Below are 16,886 nucleotides of genomic sequence, written 5' to 3'. Positions count from 1 at the left end.
AGGCCCAGCTACGGGCTTGGGCTTGCGGACCTTTTCTATGACATCAGTAGTTCTATTCATTTTTGTGAGTTGTATTCTCTTCAGTCTTTGCCGGAAACAATTAGCCAATCCTTCCTGCCATGGTTTTTATCGTTTCTTCGCATTTGAAGGCATACTCTTACTTCTGGTCATCAATTACCGTTTCGCAAACCTTAACTCATGGAACACAAATCAAGCCATCTCATTCTGCTTGCTAATAACTTCGCTGATCATTGTGATTCTGTCCGTCAGACAACTCCGCAAAAAAGGCGGGAAACAGAAAAGACTAAATACACCGGAGAACTTTGGCTTTGAGAATACAACACAGCTCGTCACTCAAGGTATCTATAAATATATCCGGCACCCAATGTACAGCTCGCTACTGATACTGAACTGGGGCATTATGTTTCAGCAGCCAACCTGGTTTACAGTGTTGATTGCTGCGCTGGTTAGCTTGATGCTGATTATTACAGCCAAAGTCGAAGAAACTGAAAATATCAATTTTTTTGGCGAGAACTATCTAAGCTATCAACGCCACAGCAAAATGCTGATACCCTTTGTGCTTTAGAGAGTCCTTTATTTGGCTACTATGAACATTCTACTACTCCCAGACCAAAACAATAGCAGGGCAAGTCTTTCCTGTGATTGATATTCAACAGCTCCAGTATCAATACAGAGGCGCGCCTACTGCGTCGTTGCGCAACATCAACCTTCAGATTAAAAAGCAGAGCCTGTTCGGGCTGTTGGGCCCTAATGGTGCAGGAAAAACCACACTGCTCTCAATAATCAGCGGGCTGCTCACCTGCTCCACTGGCAGAGTAACCATCGAGCAGCACGATATTAACCAACACCGGCAACTCTGGAAGAAAAAAATATCGCTGGTTCCCCAAGAATATGCTTTTTACAATCGATTGTCTGTTGCTGAGAACCTACGCTTTTTTTCGAGTCTTCACAGCCTACCCTCTCACAAACGCACATCACATATTGCAGAGGCCATAAAAGTTACACAATTGGAGAACCATTCAAACTGTTTAGCCAACACTCTATCCGGCGGGTTAAAACGACGCCTTAACCTTGCCATTGGCTTGCTTAACAAGCCGCAATTACTGCTACTGGACGAACCAACTACAGGAATAGACCCTCACTCCCGCCACTTCATTCTGGAGACTATTCGACGCCTGAACCAAGAAGGCACAACTATACTTTACACATCCCATTATATGGACGAGATAGAGTCACTGTGCGATGAAATAGCTATCATCGATGATGGCAAAATTCTTTTACAGGGAACACTGAATGAACTGCTTATAGGCAGCAAGAAAACAAGCCTGCAGCTCCTACTCACAACTCCAATATCAAACACACAGCACCAAGCTCTACAAGCAAAAGCCAACTGGCCATACACGTTAACCCGGAATCATCAGCAACTGGAATTTCACACAGACAATATCGAGTCAATCATCCTTATTTTGCAATCATTAACACAACTGAACATCCAGGTAGAACAAATACACTATGGTACCGACAGCCTTGAGGAGTTGTTCCTGAACCTGACTCAACGGCAACTGAGAGACTGACAATGCCCGTACTTCTGAATCTGATAAAAAAGGAGTTTGTGCTACTGTCGAGAGATCTCCACGGACTTCTCCTACTGTTTGTGATGCCGGCATTATTTATTCTGATAATGACTTTCACTCTACAAAACCAGTATGCCGACGTTAACGAAATTGATATAAATTATTTCCTGATCAACAAAGATAATGGCAAGCATAGTGCCAACATCGCCCATTTCCTGCACGGGATGGGCAATTTCAAACAATTGCCTGGGGAAGCTGATGCAAACCAGCTGATGAAAGATGTTCGCAAGGATAAAGCGAAGTTTTTGGTCGTGATTGATGCAGGGTTTGAGAGAGCATTACGGCAAAACTCAACCACTCTTCAATTGTATTTTGCCCCGTCAACCACACCAGCAATGGCTTATTTAATCGAATCACAGATAAAACAACAATTGGTGCGCCTATATTTTGAACTCGATTTCGACGAATTTTCTGAGTATCGGGAAAGTAGCGAAGACATCAACAGCAACCAGCTCATCGCGACTCACTCGCTCTACCCCGGTGGCATCAAGCCTACCTCTGTACAACAAAATGTACCGGGCTGGCTGCTCTTTGCAATGTTTTTTATCGCCATTCCGTTATCGACAACAATGATTAACGATCGCCAACAAGGAATTTCGTCCCGACTGAAGAGTATCGGGGTGCCATCATCGCTCATCCTGGCAGGAAAATTATTACCCTACTTGTCCATAAATCTACTTCAGGTGGTTCTGATGCTCCTTATAGGCGTGCATCTGATCCCCGCCCTAGGCGGAGAAAAGTTGCACCTTGGGTCTAGCCCAGCAGGATTGGCTCTTGTTTCCGTTTGTGCCAGCCTCGCCTCAGTCAGCTACTCCCTGTTAATAGCTCAATGGGCAAGCACTGTGGAACAGGCCACCATATTTACCGGGGTTTGCAATATCATTATGGCCGCCATTGGGGGCGTTATGGTACCTCAGTATATTATGCCACCTGCGATGCAATCGTTAAGCAACTTCTCGCCAATGGCCTGGGGACTAAACGGCTTTTTTGAAGTGCTGCTCCGAGGCGGCAATGTGAAAGACGTATTGATAGAATCCGGCGCTTTATTTATGTTTGCCTCGGCAGCACTCATACTAACGGCAGTTTCGGCTCGTCGACAGTAGCTGTGTAACATAAACGCTAACAGGCAACAGGTCTCCATAAGAACTCATGATGAATATAGACATTCTTGAAGCAGAATTAAAGCAGTTGATCGTTGATGAATGTGATGTCGATGTAAAGGCACAGGAAATTGATTCTCACGAACAGTTGATCGGCAGCGACGGACGCTTAGGGCTCGACTCACTGGACGCGTTAAGCATTGCTTTAGAGGTGAAAAGCCGGTACGGAAAACGAATAGACGGCGGCAATGAAACGCGCATGGCCCTATCTTCTGTTGCGTCACTTGCGAAATTCATCATCACCGAATAGCCTATGTCGAATTTAGTCGTTTTGGAAGGCTCTGGTGTTATTAGTGCGCTTGGCTGTGGGGTTAAACCCAACCTTCAAGGCCTGAGAAAAGGCTTGGGCTTATACCATAGAGTTGATCTATCCGGTTTCAATGAAGTTGTCAGTGTCCCCTATTTGCCTGTAGGCATAGGACAAAATTCCGGCGCTGAAGAACGGACACATCAACTCATTGACAGTGTCTTGGAAGAGGTCTTTAGCAACACCAACATTAGCGCTGAACACAAACTCAGCATGCCCATATTTATTGGCTCGTCATCATATGGCATCGGCCTGGGCGAGGAGCTATACCGCAACGCCCTCATCAGCGACATATCAGCCATACCACTACCTCTCGATGGTTTCACTCAGGTAAGCAAACATCTACGCCGCCGACATCAAATGCTGGGAGCAGACTATGCATTTAATACTGCCTGTACAGCCAGCGCCAACGCACTTCTGAGCGCTATCAAAAGCATTCAACAAGGCCATCACCCCTATGCACTGGTACTCGGTATTGAAGCTTACAACGCAACCACTTTGTCCGGCTTTTATGGGCTGCAGCTGTTGAGTGGTGAGCAAATGAGGCCTTTTGATAAACAACGGAACGGGCTGGTTCTGGGAGAAGGATGTGCTGCGCTGTTACTGAAAGCCAGCGTTAAAAGTAATCAAAAACTTATCTTCTGTGGTGGAGCAAGCGGCTGTGACACCTTCAGTGTTTCCAGCTCTAACCCCAATGGATCTTCTATTGCTGAAGTGATGCACAAGGCACTGGCCGACAGCAACGTAAGCACCAAAGACATTCTTGCGATTAAAGCGCACGGCACAGCTACTCTGCTCAACGATGAAGGAGAAGCTGCCGCGATGCGACAGGTATTTGATTCTGTACCCGATTTTTTTTCATTAAAATCCTATATCGGACATACTCTGGGCGGATGCGGTGCTATAGAGACGGCATTGATGGCCGCCTGCCTGGAGAGCCAGTTACTTCCTATTAGTGCAGGCTTCCGGGAAGCTGACAAACATCTGGCCATCACACCAACAACAACTCCAGGCATCGCTACGTCAGGACATTACATGCTTAACTTTTTCGGATTCGGCGGCAACAATTGCAGCCTGATTATAAAGTTACCTCCACATTCAAAACAGAGCTGCCTCCATGCTTGATGTTGTTGCAACCAGCGCCTTCCATATACCACTGAAAGACGATGAAGACCTCTACGATCTGAGTGGTGATCTTCAAAAATATTGCCGTGATCGTCCACGCCGTATCGACCGTTTCACACAACTCTGCCTGACAGGCTCGGGACGCTGCATACAACAATTACAGAATACCAACTACAATATTGATACTGATACCGGCCTCTATATTGGTTCTCGTTTTGCAGCATTGTCAAACACCATAAATGTACATAAGCAAATGATGCAAGGCGGCCAGATACCTAAACCAGCACATTTCATCAACACTTTGAGCAATTCCGCTGGTTACTATGTTGCACGTAATCTGGGGTTAACGGGAAAAAATCTGTTTGTTTCGCGGGCAGGTTTTTCTACAGAAGCCGTTTTACAGACCGCAATACTCGATATCCAAAGCCAACAAACAGCACAGGCTTTAATCGGTATTGTCGACGAAGGCGTAGTGCCTTTGTCACATCATCGACAACGTCTGGGGTTAGCGCCAGACACCCCCATCTCAGAAGGGAGTTACTGGCTTCTAGCAAAGAAGAGTTCTTCGGGGAATCAGCGGGCAGAAGGTGTGTTAGCAACTATTACTGACACACTAACTTTCTGCGATTCAAACAACCTGCAAAACTGGTTAAAAGAACCTACAGACAACAACTCGCAAGCACAATATTACAGTAAAACCCTCACTCAAAGTGAGTTAAACCAGCGTTTTTCAATCATGAGTGACTCGATGCAGTTCTGGGAAAACCTCGCGGCAGATGGAACATCATCAACAGCATCCGTATTATTAAACTTTATTACTTCAAAGACATGGCCAACACTCATAACCATCAACGGCGACGAAGATGGTAGGTATCACGTCTCTCGAACAGTCGTTTATACATAGCTGAGGGCTATCCCTTTCAGATATTAGACCGTTTCCTTTAAAAAGCGATAGGCCTGCTCTTCCATATCGGCAATACAAACCAACTGCTCGGAAAGCTTTTGAAAATCCAACGCCATTCGCCCTTTCAGCATCTTTGCAACCATCAGCGCAAAACGACGCCACTCATCCCCCGCATCGGTAAACATCGAAGAAGCCTTGGCCAGACCATGTGCTTCCAGTACGCCCTCGCACTCCTGTAAAAATGACGCATACAAGAAACGGAAACCAGCGCCTCCGGTTCCGATTTCTTCCTGCATACGTACCATGTGGCCGATAAATAATTTGCCAAACGCTTCGTTCTGTTTGCTATCGCCTAACTGCCGCAACCTTCTGGCAACATAGCGTATGCCTCTCACACCAACAAACGGGAGTGGTGTATTTAGCATCATCCGGGCATTCCCTCTTATTGACTTTCTGACAACCCCCACCATATCAATAGCATCAGGAATTGCCTCCGGATAATACAACATGCCTTTTGGGGCTAGCATGCCTTTTACAAATCGCGCTCGTTGCAACGAAGACGCCTCGACGACCACCGGATCCAAAAAAGTAGGGTCGCTGACAAGGTAGCTTGTTTCACCCGAAATACTCTTTTCATAGCCGTAAACAACCATATTGTGCGCGTTGAAGTGGAATCGCATATCTTCCGGAAAATAGGGTAACCAGAACACAGATGCCTGCAAACCCACAGGCCTCCCTGCGTTCAGGTAGTGATCCAGCGCCTGCATACCCGCCGTTGCCCCTTTGAAGCGCTCAACCCGCATGGAGATACCAAGCCTGGACGCCACACCCTTGATCACCCGGCCTGGTGGCATTCGATAAGCCAACATTGGCATACCACCGACCTTCACCAAAGGAATACAGGCAAAGGTCAGCGCGCCAGACAGACCAAATACCATCGGCTCAGATAAGTCCAATCCGCTGTGACGCAATAACGCCGTAACGGCACCACTCTCGCAATGAGCGGTTTGCCGGTGCTCAAACCTGATTTCAGTCATTCTGTTCTGAGGGCAAAGGCAATTGTTTCAGCGTTTCAATGCTAACATCGAGTGCATCCGCGTAGCGAGCCAGTTTATGCTCAGGCAAACGACTAAACCGGGCAGGTTTAAAGTGGCGCCGGATCTGCCATTTAAAAAAGCCGGTACTTTGAGACAGGACCGAAATATCCATACGGCGTTGATACATATGGCACTCAAGGGGAGCCGTCAGCCCTTCTTTTGCCCTTTGCATCGCCTCTTGCTCACACGATAAAAACTGCTCAAGAGCCTGCTTGAGCACAACCTCTTCAACATCCCATCCGCTGGAAAGCTCGGTAACATATTCTCCTTCGGCGCCCAGCACATAGAGTGGCTTCTTTTGCCCACCAAGTGTTTTTGAGTTATTTTGGGGAACATCTTTTTGTTTCATCTGTTCAGCTTTTACCCACCGCTATCGCAAACTGTAAACAACATAAAGGAAGTTGAAAATCGTCCGCTCTCTGGCACATAACATAAAATCCTGTCACCCTTTCGCAGTTTTCCAGAATGCATTAACTCCTCCAACATAATGTAAATCGAAGCAGAGCCAGTGTTCCCCTTTGTTGTAAGATTACTCATCCAGCGCTCAGGAGGAATATGAAAGCCAACGCCATTCAATCCCTCTGCCAATTTCTCTCGAAAGAAATCGGAAGAATAGTGTGGCAAGAAATAATCAATTTCTTCCGCCTTTAACTGCTTATTCTTTATCAACTCTGCAAGCGGCTTTTCAACGGTGTAATGAACAATATTTTCATTTAACTGCTTCACATCCTGCTTGATAGCGAAAATCGAGGTAGACAGCCATTGATGCGGTGGTGTGGTTTTCCAACTGGTTAAGCTGCCATCTTCACTCTTCTCCGCCCCGCTATACATGCACGCTGCCTGTTCATCGGCGTAGGAGCGTATCATTATCCACTCAATGCGAAGCGATAATGCATGATGGGCCGGGCGTGACTGAAGAAGAACGGCACCAGCACCATCGGACAGCATCCAGCGAAGGAAATCTTTCTCGAATGCAATTTCCGGATGATTGCTCAAAGCATCAACTTTCGCATCAACCTCTTTGTCGAAAAAAGATGCTCGCAATAACGGCGAGACAAACTCTGATCCGGTCGCTACTGCACACTCGTGTTCACCACTAGCAACTCCAAGCCAAGCGTATTTCATGGCACTTACACCAGCAAGACAAACGCCAGCCGTTGCAATAACCTCGCACCCAGGCTGCCCCAGCTCTCCATGTACCATAACGGCATGATTAGGCAGTATCTGATCAGGAAAACTGGTACCACATGCTAAACAATCTATATTTTCAACACGAAAAAAATCCGACCGCAGATTACGAATGGCCTCCGCTGTCAGGCTGGCATTGGTATGGGTTGTTAAGCCCGAGACAGGATCAATAGCGTAGTGTCGACTGCGAATGCCATTACGCCGCAAAACCAACCTGCGCGCTCGTGAAGGCTGATTACCCACCTTACCGAGGACGGTTTCAATATCTGAGTTAGCGACAGGCGCATTTGGCATGGCCGCTGCGACGCCTGTAATATAGACAGGTTTCATTCAATATCAATTTATAAGATTTATTTTGGCTTCCCAAAAAGGCTAGTAGCCGGACGGCTTTCCATAATAGGCTTTCTGCCTTGCCGTGCGTTCTCGCATTAGCGGAGAAAACAGCTTCCTTACCACAATCCCTAGTGGCACTACAGTAACAATCAACGCCAGCAAAAACAATGTATATATCACCACCAAAACCTTGCGTTGAAGTGACCCGGCAGCCCCCAACACCCGAAACAAACGGCCCCACACCAGGAACGATCTACGACCAGCTTGCTCACTGAATATCAAGGTTTCATCTACATGAACAGCATTTATGCCCTGTAGCAGGCTTTCATCAACCACCGAGCTCTTTCGCAAACTATCCAGAATACGAGAACCAAAACGACTGCTCGCTTTAATATCTCGTTCCGAAACACCAGCCTGCGGTATCAAGCCCCACAACCTGGGACCTTTGTTACCGGATAGCACCCACGCTGGCGTAGCTATAAAACTGCCAATACTGCCCGCCTCATCGACCAATGCAACATTACCAACCAATCGGCCATCCATCTCCGCAATCATTTTTTTCATCTCTTCCTGAGCCATCAACCACATATTCCGACATGCAATTAACGTAACGACCGGCTTACCTTTAAACAGCTTTTTTGCAGTGGCACTTTTCATAAACCCGGTAATAGGCAACGATGGTGAAAGAAACCAGACCTGGTACGCCACAATTATCAGGTCAAACTCTTCATCTCCGGTCAGCAAGCTGGCCTGCATTGGGGGAGGATCCAGATAAACTGATTCAGGAAAGGTGTCAATAAATCGAAAGAAAGGCCACGGGAAAGGGTAGTCTTCCTGAGGTTTGGCATTTTCAAAAACCAGTTCTATATCTTCTGCGTCAGCAAGTGGTCGGGTGAAATGTTCAAGGACATTGTCAAGCTGACCACTTTGCGAGTAATGAACAACCAAAATCCTTTTCATACCTCGCCGCAACTCCGCTGAGTTTAATAACCAGAACTTATTGTATTTGAAACAATGTACTGGCGCACTAGAATAATGATAGTGTGCCCTGATGAGAGCGCACTTTTGCATTAACAATCTTCACCCGGCATTAGCGGGGCACTTCCCTGACAATCCTATTGTGCCTGCCGCTTTAATTCTTGAAGAAATCACAGAAGCGTTTTTCAAGCTGTTCGGTATTCAGGCAACAACCCTCCAACAGGTTCGATTTTTATTGCCACTAAAGCCCGAAAAAAAAGTCACTATAGCTTTTCACCCTTGCAAAAATCACGAATACCGGTTCTCGTGCATTTCTGGTGATAACATCATCACCAAAGGAATTATAAACAGCTCTCCCGTCATCCCTGAAAAAGCTCACTTGGAGCAGTGGCCTGATCATTGTCTGACAAGTACGGAAGGAATTTACCAGCGGCTGCCTCATGCCGGTGAGATGTGCTTGCTCAGTGCAGTAACACACCCGAAACCAGATACATTCATTGCAATAGCACGATCGGCGCATTCACCGCTCAACAACAATGATGCCCTTCTGGGGTGGTCATCCTTTGAGTATGCTGCCCAAGCCTTCGCCTGCAAAGGGGTAATTCATCATCTGCATGAAGCACCGTACAACCACAGCTTTCAAGGAACCATGATAACCCGTTTGAAGGCAATGAGATGCTATAAAACTCGATCAAACTATATCAATGCCCCCCTTGTGACCACTATCAAGCTAGCAGAGGCTTTAAATCATGTCGCCCGCTGTGAGTTCAGAGTATTTTATGGGGACAATATCATTTCATCAGGACAATTTGACGCTGTCTTTTAGGAACTCACCCCTTACAGAGCTCTGCTGACAACCAGTTCACAAATATAATTCCCAATGGGAATCGCAGAAGTCGCCGCAGGCGAAGGCGCATTGCAAACATGCAGAGATCGAGGGCTGGACTCAAAAAGGAAATCCTGCACCAGAGAGCCATCACGCAAAACGGCCTGAGCACGAATCCCTGCTGGCCACGGCAGCAAGTCATCAACTGTTAGCTCAGGACAATACTTTTGCACTCGCCTGAGGTAACCCGCTTTCCACCAGGAGTCTTTCAGCTCGCCAAGGCCAGAGTGCCAATTTTTTGCGGCAACCTTCCAAAATCCGCCAAACCCTAGCATTTCAATACTGTCAGCCAGATCAACGTTAAATTTGCCGTAGCCCTCTCTCTTCCAACCCAGCAATGCATTAGGGCCTACGGTAATAGCGCCACCAATCATTGGCGTCAAATGCACCCCAAGAAAAGGCATTTTCGGATCAGGGATTGGGTAAATAAGGTGCTTTACACAATCCGTTTTTTCTTTGGGTAGCTGATAATACTCACCGCGAAAAGGAATAATTTGAAAGTTTTTGCCTACCCCCATCATGCGAGCAATACGATCTGCAGCAAGCCCGGCGCAAGCTATCAGAAACTTCCCCGAATATTCATGTTGAGCCGTCGACACTGTGACCTGGTCAACCTGCTCATCTATATTTACAACTCGGCTGTCGAGTACCAGCTCACCGCCAAACGCCTGAAATTGCTCGGCTATTTTTACGGCCACTTGCCGATAATCGACAATTCCGGTGTCCGCAATATAAAGCGCTCCAACTCCAGTAATCGCAGGCTCTTTCTCTCGCAGCTCTTCTGAGCTCAACAAATCTACCATCAAGCGGTTTTCTTCACAGCGGCTTTTCAGTGCCAGCATGCGCTGGTATTCGAGTTCATCCGTGGCCACCAGAAGCTTACCCGGCTGCCTGAAATCAATGTTATTGGCGCGGCAGAAATCAATCGTGGCCTTCAACCCCCTTTTACAGAACTCCGCTTTCAGGCTATCAGGTGCGTAGTAAACCCCCGCGTGAATCACACCGCTGTTATGCCCGGTTTGGTGGCAGGCAATCTTTGCTTCTTTTTCCAGTAACAAAATTCGTTTTTTCGGGTATCGCTGCTGCAACTGCAAAGCCGTAGAAACACCAACAATACCGCCGCCTATCACTATAAAATCGTACATATTCGTCCAGTAATTATCATTGCCGACAGTATACCTTTTCGTTTTCCCTACTTACGACAGTATCTTATTTGCCAAGCCAACCCTTTCGGCTACAATTCGCCCTCTTCGTTATCAATGCAGACATTTCCATGGCTCAATACGTATATACCATGAACCGGGTTGGCAAAATTGTTCCCCCGAAACGCCAAATACTCAAAGATATTTCGCTGTCATTTTTCCCTGGCGCCAAAATCGGCGTGCTTGGCCTGAACGGCGCAGGGAAGTCCACCCTGCTGAAAATTATGGCGGGTATCGATACCGATATTCAGGGCGAAGCCCGCCCTATGCCCGATTTAAAAGTAGGGTACCTGTCACAAGAACCCCAGCTTGATTCGGACAAAGATGTACGCGGTAACGTCGAAGACGGTGTGCGCGAAGCCGTTGACGCACTGGCCGAGCTGGATCAGGTATTTACAGCCTATGCTGAACCGGATGCCGATTTTGACAAGCTGGCCAAACGCCAAGGCGAACTGGAAGCTATCATTGAAACATGGGACGCCCACAACCTTAACAATACGCTAGAGATAGCGGCGGACGCACTTCGCCTGCCGCCCTGGGATGCCGATGTCAGCAAACTGTCTGGCGGTGAACGGCGCAGAGTCGCACTTTGCCGTCTACTGCTTTCCAAGCCAGATATGTTGCTGCTCGACGAGCCGACCAACCACCTGGACGCCGAATCTGTTTTCTGGCTGGAAAAATTCCTTGAAGAATATCCTGGCACGGTGGTTGCTGTTACACACGATCGTTACTTCCTTGATAACGTCGCAGGCTGGATTCTGGAACTCGATCGCGGCCACGGTATTCCTTATGAAGGCAACTACACCACTTGGCTTGAAACCAAAGAGCAGCGATTAGCGCACGAAGAAAAAACTGAAGCAGCACGCCAAAAAACCATTCAGCATGAACTGGAATGGGTGCGACAAAATCCGAAGGGACGCCGGTCAAAAAACAAGGCACGTCTGGCACGTTTTGAAGAACTGAGCTCTCAGGAAGTACAAAGCCGCAATGAGACGAACGAAATCTATATCCCGCCCGGCCCGCGCCTCGGCGATAAAGTCATCGAGTTCAACGGCGTCAGCAAAGGTTTTGGCGACGAGTTATTAATCGACAAGCTGTCTTTTAGCATTCCCAAAGGAGCCATTGTCGGCATCGTTGGCGGCAACGGTGCCGGCAAGTCCACCCTGTTCAGAATGATTGCCGGAACCGAGCAGCCTGACTCCGGCTCCATTACCATTGGCGAAACTGTTCAGCTGGCATTTGTCGAGCAGAGCCGTGAAAACCTCAAAGACAGTGATACCGTTTGGGAAGCGCTTTCTGACGGCCAGGACATTCTCCGCATCGGCAACTATGAAGTGCCTTCAAGGGCGTATTGCGGTCGCTTTAACTTTAAAGGCAGCGACCAGCAAAAACGTGTTGGCGACCTCTCCGGTGGAGAGCGTGGCCGACTACACCTGGCTAACACGCTAAAGCAAGGCGCCAATGTGTTATTGCTCGATGAGCCATCTAATGATCTCGATGTAGAAACACTGCGCGCACTTGAAGAAGCCACTTTGGCCTTCCCGGGCTGCGTACTGGTTATCTCACATGATCGCTGGTTCCTTGACAGAATTGCGACACATATCCTAGCCTATGAAGGTGATAGCGAAGTTGTCTTCTTTGAAGGCAGCTACACGGAGTACCACGAAGATTTTGTTGCCCGTAAGGGAAAAGATTCACAACCCAGGAGAATGAAATACAAACGCCTGAAAAGCTAACAACCATCACTCCGGGCAATACGAAAAGGGTTGACTGTGAAAGCACCTACAACACCGGATAATGAAACACAACGCCTTGAGGCATTGAGAAGGTTAAATATTCTCGACACGCCGCCTGAAGAACGCTTTGACCGACTCACCCGTCTTGCCCGGCGGATGTTCGATGTTCCCATCGCATTGGTGAGCCTGGTTGACGAAGATCGTCAGTGGTTTAAATCCAGAGCCGGGCTTGACGCTACCGAGACTTCCCGGGAGATATCTTTTTGTGGCCACTCCATTCTGAGTGGCGATATTTTTATGGTTCCCGATACACTATCCGATGATCGATTCTCAGATAACCCGCTTGTCTCCGGCCCACCCGATATCCGGTTCTACGCTGGCTGCCCGCTGCGCTGTTATCCCGACGGTCAAAGGCTTGGCACTCTTTGCCTTATTGATACCAAACCCAGAAGCCTGGATCAGGAAGATTTGGCAGCATTAAAAGACCTTGCAGAGCTGGCGGAAAGGGAGTTGGTAGCCTTTCAATTGGCAACACTGGATGATCTTACTAAAGTTTCCAACCGCCGCGGTTTTATTTCTCTTGCACAAAAAAGCCTAAATATCTGCGCGCGTCATCAATTTCCTTCCGCTTTAATATTCTTTGATCTCGATAACTTCAAACCGATTAATGATCAGTTTGGTCACGCAGAGGGCGACACTGCACTAAAAGTATTCTCCGAATTAATGACTCAATTTTTTCGCGATTCTGACGTCTACGGCCGTCTCGGTGGTGATGAATTCGCACTGCTGCAAACAAACACCAGTTACTTGGCTGCAGAGCAGTCTGTCGCCCGTTTTCAAAAATTGCTGGATGACTATAACCTGAAAGCCAATAAGCCCTACGACATAGCATTTAGTCACGGCATCACTTTAACCGACCAATCACAATCAAATTTCGTAGAAGAACTACTGACAAAAGCCGACGCAGCAATGTACGAAAAAAAGAGAAACAAATAGCATGCTAGCTTTCTCTAATTCCAGGCTGCGTGTGCTCACCTCAGGCCTGATGGTTATTTGTTACCTCGTATTGGCTGGTTGCACTGGAATACCAGAAGGTTTAAAACCGGTAAGCGAATTTGAACCCAATCGTTATCTCGGAAAATGGTACGAAATCGCTCGCCTGGACCATTCTTTTGAGCGTGGCCTAAGCCACGTTTCTGCTGAATATTCTTTGCGAGAAGATGGCGGCCTCCGAGTGATAAACCGGGGTTACGATGTCAACTCAAGTGAGTGGAGCACCGCTGAAGGCAAAGCCTATTTTGTCAGGGACAAAAACCAAGGGTATTTGAAAGTCTCATTTTTTGGCCCTTTTTACGGTAGCTATGTTGTTTTCGAGCTGGATACAGACAACTACCAATACGCCTTTGTCACCAGTAATACCAAAAACTTCCTCTGGCTACTGGCTAGAACACCAGAAGTTTCATCTGAACTCAAAACCAGATTCATTAGCCACGTAAACAATCTTGGTTTTGATACAGACGCCATAATTTTTGTCGACCAAAACCACAACCGTAACAGCCGCTGACAAACACCGCGCATTGATCGATCAACCGACTTGTTCAACACCTGTAAACCCCCTAAGCTGGCAACCTGGCAAAACAATTTGCAGGAGAGAGACATGGCCGTTTCCACATTTATCATAATCGGCATACTGGTGTTGATCGCCGGTTATGGGTTGGCAATTTACAACAACCTGGTAGCGCTCAAACACCGGGTCGCACAGAGCTGGGCCAATATTGATGTATTACTCAAACAGCGCCACGATGAACTCCCCAAGCTGGTGGAAACCTGCAAGCAGTACATGAAATTTGAGCAGGAGACACTCGAGCGTGTTATTCAGGCCCGAAGCCAGGTAGCTTCTGCAGCGGAGCAAGAAGACATCGGCGCGCTGGGCTCTGCCGAGACAGCATTGCGCTCCGGACTGGGGCGGTTGTTCGCACTGGCAGAGAACTACCCGGACCTGAAGGCCAACGACTCCTTCCAGCACCTGCAGGCCAGAATTTCTTCGCTGGAAACCGGCATTGCGGATCGCCGTGAACTCTATAACGATGTGGTGAACCAGAACAACATCCGCATCGAACAGGTGCCCGATGTATTCATTGCCAATTTCTTTAAATTCAGGGCTCACCCGCTACTTGAATTCAGCGAAACCGAAACCGCCGATGTAGATATCAAGCAACTGTTTAACCACTAAAAGGGTATAACCGGTATGAACCTTGCCGCACTGTTTTGCAGCGAGTGTATCGCCGCCATGGACAGCGGCGAATTTTCCATCTACGTCGGGTTGTCGATCATCGCCACGCTGTTCTTTCTCCGCCGCACCCATCGGCAATTCCATCGATCCCGACTGATAGCCGATATGCCAACTTCGCGCATTCGTTCAGCCAGCCAGGGTTTCACCGAACTGGTGGGTATTGCCCGCAAAGACGAACACCCCAACCTGTCGCCACTGAGTGGAGAACTATGCCTATGGTGGCGCTACACCATTGAAGAGTACAAAAGCAGCGGCAAAAACAGTCATTGGGTCACTATTGAAAAAAAGCAAAGCAGCTCAGGTTTTCTGCTGGAAGACATGACCGGCACCTGTTACGTGGAACCTGACGGGGCCGAAATCAGCTGTTATCACACCCGCACCTGGTACGGCAATACCCGCCGACCCATCGGCGCCACGCATCATGCGAAAACACAGAAACACCCATTAATGGCACAAATTGGCAGCTTTGGGCGTCGCTACCGCTACACCGAACACCTGATCAAGGAAGGCGACCCACTCTATGCGCTGGGGCATTTCAGCAGTCACAGCAATCCATTACAACACCTGAGCCTAGAGCAAATGACCGGCGACATTCTGCGCAGCTGGAAACAGGATTTTTCAGCATTGGTTAAACGGTTCGATATCAATAAAGACGGACAACTGAACACTGACGAATGGCAGCTAGCCCGGCATGCTGCACGATGGCAAGCCAAGGAAGAAAAACAGCTGTCTACCCGGCAACCCACCACTCACAGCATCAGCGAACCCGCTCATAGAGGACTGCCATTTATTATCAGCTCTCACGAGCAATCCCGCCTTGGCACTCGATTTCGTAATGGCGCTATTTTAGCCGCCATCAGTTTTCTGCTGGCAGGCACTGCTGCAACATGGCTGCTAAGTAGCCGATTTCTCAGCAGTTAGAGCGCTTTCCGCTGAACGCCTTGAAACCATGTCACCCAACAAGCAAGTTAAATCGCCTTTTAGCCCCCGATCCATGGCCACCTGAAGTAAATCACAATCATAACGGCTATTGGCCTCAATCAAGCATGCCCCTTGTTCGGTCAGGGCAGCATCCCACCCGATAGTTTTCAATTCATGGAAGGCCGATGATCCAGCCTTAACGGCGGCCACCAATTCTCCCCAGTGTGGGAACTGATAACCTGGCAGCTCAATTCCCGAATCAGGGTGCTGGAAACGTTCACAAATTACCCCAGGGTATTGCATATCTGGCCCAAACGCACGCGACACTCGACCTGTCTCAAGATCAATTTCTGCCAGCAAATTACCGGATTTCCCTGCCAGAAAATTATCGGCGATATTATTACCAACAGGTATTTTCAAGCACCCGAACACAATATCTATCTGCCCCCTCACCTGAATCGTGACCAGTCTGACAGTACCCAGACATGCTCCGGGCATAATGCCTTGCAATTCAGCGTGTGGCCTTAATGCACGTTGAAGCAGGAAAACCTCGCCAGAATCGAAGATCTCAACAAACCCGCTCTGCCCGGACAACAACTCGCCATTATCTGCAAGTAGCAACCCTGCCTCCAGCTTGAATCGGATAATGCCAAACCCGTGAGAACCATCAACAGGTTTCAGGAGATAAGCACCACTTCCCTGCTGCCGGACAACATCCAGCAGGTCAGACTCATTTCGAATACGTGCCACTTGCTCGGCTAAAGTCTCATCAGGTAGCTCGCCGACAACACCATAAATTTCTGGCGTGGACAACATCTTGTCTTTGCAACGCTGGTAAAACCTGAATTTGTTCAAAGCCAACTGGCGCGCCTCAACAGGATTAAGCTGATTCTGAAGGGCTTCAAGAGGATCTTTTTTCAAATAGCCTACATGATGGGAAAAAGGCTTTCTGTGAAAACTGAACAACAGGTAATCCTTAGGCCCAAAACCATTGATCAATCGACACAAAACCATGCGAACCAGCACCCACACAGCTCTAACTCGAGAACCCTCTGCAACACTCACCGCCGATTGCCAATACTCAACTACTTTCCCGAACAT

General features: G+C 48.0%; 18 protein-coding genes. 12 read left to right on the top strand and 6 right to left on the bottom strand.

What is annotated here, in order from left to right; translation table 11 throughout:
* The first annotated feature begins 37 nt into the window (after positions 1-37).
* From H7A02_00290 to H7A02_00265, 6 genes are all read left to right on the top strand, one after another.
* Positions 38-586, top strand: coding sequence for an isoprenylcysteine carboxylmethyltransferase family protein (locus tag H7A02_00290; GenBank protein MCP5170692.1), 549 nt, complete (start codon positions 38-40; stop codon positions 584-586).
* 73 nt (positions 587-659) lie between these two features.
* Positions 660-1,595 (top strand): ABC transporter ATP-binding protein, encoded by a 936-nt coding sequence (locus tag H7A02_00285; GenBank protein ID MCP5170691.1) that lies wholly within the window; start codon positions 660-662, stop codon positions 1,593-1,595.
* A 2-nt stretch (positions 1,596-1,597) separates the two neighbouring features.
* On the top strand, positions 1,598-2,758 hold the full coding sequence (locus H7A02_00280) for an ABC transporter permease (protein MCP5170690.1): 1,161 nt from the start codon (positions 1,598-1,600) through the stop codon (positions 2,756-2,758).
* 46 nt (positions 2,759-2,804) lie between these two features.
* Positions 2,805-3,065, top strand: coding sequence for an acyl carrier protein (locus H7A02_00275; GenBank protein MCP5170689.1), 261 nt, complete (start codon positions 2,805-2,807; stop codon positions 3,063-3,065).
* 3 nt (positions 3,066-3,068) lie between these two features.
* On the top strand, positions 3,069-4,247 hold the full coding sequence (locus H7A02_00270; GenBank protein MCP5170688.1) for a hypothetical protein: 1,179 nt from the start codon (positions 3,069-3,071) through the stop codon (positions 4,245-4,247).
* Complete coding sequence (locus H7A02_00265; GenBank protein MCP5170687.1) at positions 4,240-5,151, top strand: hypothetical protein; 912 nt, start codon at positions 4,240-4,242, stop codon at positions 5,149-5,151. The genes H7A02_00270 and H7A02_00265 overlap by 8 nt, the downstream gene beginning before the upstream one ends.
* A 23-nt stretch (positions 5,152-5,174) precedes the next feature.
* On the opposite strand, the gene H7A02_00260 is transcribed toward H7A02_00265, so the two are convergent.
* Genes H7A02_00260 through H7A02_00245 form a run of 4 tightly spaced genes read right to left on the bottom strand, consistent with a single transcriptional unit; the run spans position 5,175 to position 8,729 of the window.
* Positions 5,175-6,188, bottom strand: a complete 1,014-nt coding sequence (locus H7A02_00260; protein ID MCP5170686.1) for a BtrH N-terminal domain-containing protein — start codon at positions 6,186-6,188, stop codon at positions 5,175-5,177.
* Positions 6,181-6,597: a hypothetical protein gene (locus H7A02_00255; protein MCP5170685.1), complete on the bottom strand. Its 417-nt coding sequence runs from the start codon at positions 6,595-6,597 to the stop codon at positions 6,181-6,183. The genes H7A02_00260 and H7A02_00255 overlap by 8 nt, the downstream gene beginning before the upstream one ends.
* Positions 6,598-6,608: 11 nt before the next feature.
* Positions 6,609-7,766, bottom strand: a complete 1,158-nt coding sequence (locus H7A02_00250) for a beta-ketoacyl-ACP synthase III (protein ID MCP5170684.1) — start codon at positions 7,764-7,766, stop codon at positions 6,609-6,611.
* Positions 7,767-7,808: 42 nt separating this feature from the next.
* Positions 7,809-8,729, bottom strand: coding sequence for a dialkylresorcinol condensing enzyme (locus H7A02_00245; protein MCP5170683.1), 921 nt, complete (start codon positions 8,727-8,729; stop codon positions 7,809-7,811).
* Between the two features lie 91 nt (positions 8,730-8,820).
* Between H7A02_00245 and H7A02_00240 the strand changes: the two genes are divergently transcribed.
* A complete protein-coding gene (locus H7A02_00240) occupies positions 8,821-9,573 on the top strand; it encodes a hypothetical protein (protein ID MCP5170682.1) in 753 nt (250 codons plus the stop codon).
* A gap of 11 nt (positions 9,574-9,584) precedes the next feature.
* Here H7A02_00240 and lhgO read toward each other — a convergent pair whose 3' ends face one another.
* Positions 9,585-10,778 carry an L-2-hydroxyglutarate oxidase gene (gene lhgO, locus H7A02_00235; GenBank protein ID MCP5170681.1) on the bottom strand — a complete coding sequence of 398 codons (1,194 nt, stop codon included), beginning with the start codon at positions 10,776-10,778 and terminating at the stop codon, positions 9,585-9,587.
* 128 nt (positions 10,779-10,906) lie between these two features.
* Here lhgO and ettA point away from each other — a divergent pair, with 128 nt between their 5' ends.
* From ettA to H7A02_00210, 5 genes are all read left to right on the top strand, one after another.
* Positions 10,907-12,571 carry an energy-dependent translational throttle protein EttA gene (gene ettA / locus H7A02_00230; GenBank protein MCP5170680.1) on the top strand — a complete coding sequence of 555 codons (1,665 nt, stop codon included), beginning with the start codon at positions 10,907-10,909 and terminating at the stop codon, positions 12,569-12,571.
* Between the two features lie 36 nt (positions 12,572-12,607).
* Complete coding sequence (locus tag H7A02_00225; protein ID MCP5170679.1) at positions 12,608-13,567, top strand: sensor domain-containing diguanylate cyclase; 960 nt, start codon at positions 12,608-12,610, stop codon at positions 13,565-13,567.
* Position 13,568: 1 nt separating this feature from the next.
* Positions 13,569-14,135 carry a lipocalin family protein gene (locus H7A02_00220; protein MCP5170678.1) on the top strand — a complete coding sequence of 189 codons (567 nt, stop codon included), beginning with the start codon at positions 13,569-13,571 and terminating at the stop codon, positions 14,133-14,135.
* A gap of 93 nt (positions 14,136-14,228) precedes the next feature.
* Positions 14,229-14,804 (top strand): LemA family protein, encoded by a 576-nt coding sequence (locus H7A02_00215; GenBank protein MCP5170677.1) that lies wholly within the window; start codon positions 14,229-14,231, stop codon positions 14,802-14,804.
* 15 nt (positions 14,805-14,819) lie between these two features.
* Positions 14,820-15,785, top strand: a complete 966-nt coding sequence (locus H7A02_00210) for a hypothetical protein (protein MCP5170676.1) — start codon at positions 14,820-14,822, stop codon at positions 15,783-15,785.
* Here H7A02_00210 and H7A02_00205 read toward each other — a convergent pair.
* The gene (locus H7A02_00205) at positions 15,759-16,886 is read right to left on the bottom strand and encodes a hypothetical protein (GenBank protein MCP5170675.1); all 1,128 of its coding nucleotides are present in this window, start codon (positions 16,884-16,886) and stop codon (positions 15,759-15,761) included. The genes H7A02_00210 and H7A02_00205 overlap by 27 nt on opposite strands.

The sequence above is a fragment of the Pseudomonadales bacterium genome, assembly GCA_024234435.1.
In the GTDB taxonomy this organism is placed as follows: Bacteria; Pseudomonadota; Gammaproteobacteria; order Pseudomonadales; family Porticoccaceae; genus JACKOF01.
This window is presented reverse-complemented; position numbering and strand designations above follow the sequence as displayed.

Bases quoted from the DNA above. Each gene is read 5' to 3' on its own strand.
- H7A02_00270 (MCP5170688.1), top strand. From the start codon at position 3,069: ATGTCGAATTTAGTCGTTTTGGAAGGCTCTGGTGTTATTAGTGCGCTT.
- H7A02_00205 (MCP5170675.1), bottom strand. From the start codon at position 16,886: ATGTTCGGGAAAGTAGTTGAGTATTGGCAATCGGCGGTGAGTGTTGCA.
- H7A02_00275 (MCP5170689.1), top strand. From the start codon at position 2,805: ATGATGAATATAGACATTCTTGAAGCAGAATTAAAGCAGTTGATCGTT.
- H7A02_00250 (MCP5170684.1), bottom strand. From the start codon at position 7,766: ATGAAACCTGTCTATATTACAGGCGTCGCAGCGGCCATGCCAAATGCG.
- H7A02_00280 (MCP5170690.1), top strand. From the start codon at position 1,598: ATGCCCGTACTTCTGAATCTGATAAAAAAGGAGTTTGTGCTACTGTCG.
- H7A02_00260 (MCP5170686.1), bottom strand. From the start codon at position 6,188: ATGACTGAAATCAGGTTTGAGCACCGGCAAACCGCTCATTGCGAGAGT.
- H7A02_00255 (MCP5170685.1), bottom strand. From the start codon at position 6,597: ATGAAACAAAAAGATGTTCCCCAAAATAACTCAAAAACACTTGGTGGG.
- H7A02_00290 (MCP5170692.1), top strand. From the start codon at position 38: ATGACATCAGTAGTTCTATTCATTTTTGTGAGTTGTATTCTCTTCAGT.
- H7A02_00240 (MCP5170682.1), top strand. From the start codon at position 8,821: ATGAGAGCGCACTTTTGCATTAACAATCTTCACCCGGCATTAGCGGGG.
- H7A02_00220 (MCP5170678.1), top strand. From the start codon at position 13,569: ATGCTAGCTTTCTCTAATTCCAGGCTGCGTGTGCTCACCTCAGGCCTG.
- H7A02_00245 (MCP5170683.1), bottom strand. From the start codon at position 8,729: ATGAAAAGGATTTTGGTTGTTCATTACTCGCAAAGTGGTCAGCTTGAC.
- lhgO (MCP5170681.1), bottom strand. From the start codon at position 10,778: ATGTACGATTTTATAGTGATAGGCGGCGGTATTGTTGGTGTTTCTACG.
- H7A02_00215 (MCP5170677.1), top strand. From the start codon at position 14,229: ATGGCCGTTTCCACATTTATCATAATCGGCATACTGGTGTTGATCGCC.
- H7A02_00210 (MCP5170676.1), top strand. From the start codon at position 14,820: ATGAACCTTGCCGCACTGTTTTGCAGCGAGTGTATCGCCGCCATGGAC.
- H7A02_00265 (MCP5170687.1), top strand. From the start codon at position 4,240: ATGCTTGATGTTGTTGCAACCAGCGCCTTCCATATACCACTGAAAGAC.
- ettA (MCP5170680.1), top strand. From the start codon at position 10,907: ATGGCTCAATACGTATATACCATGAACCGGGTTGGCAAAATTGTTCCC.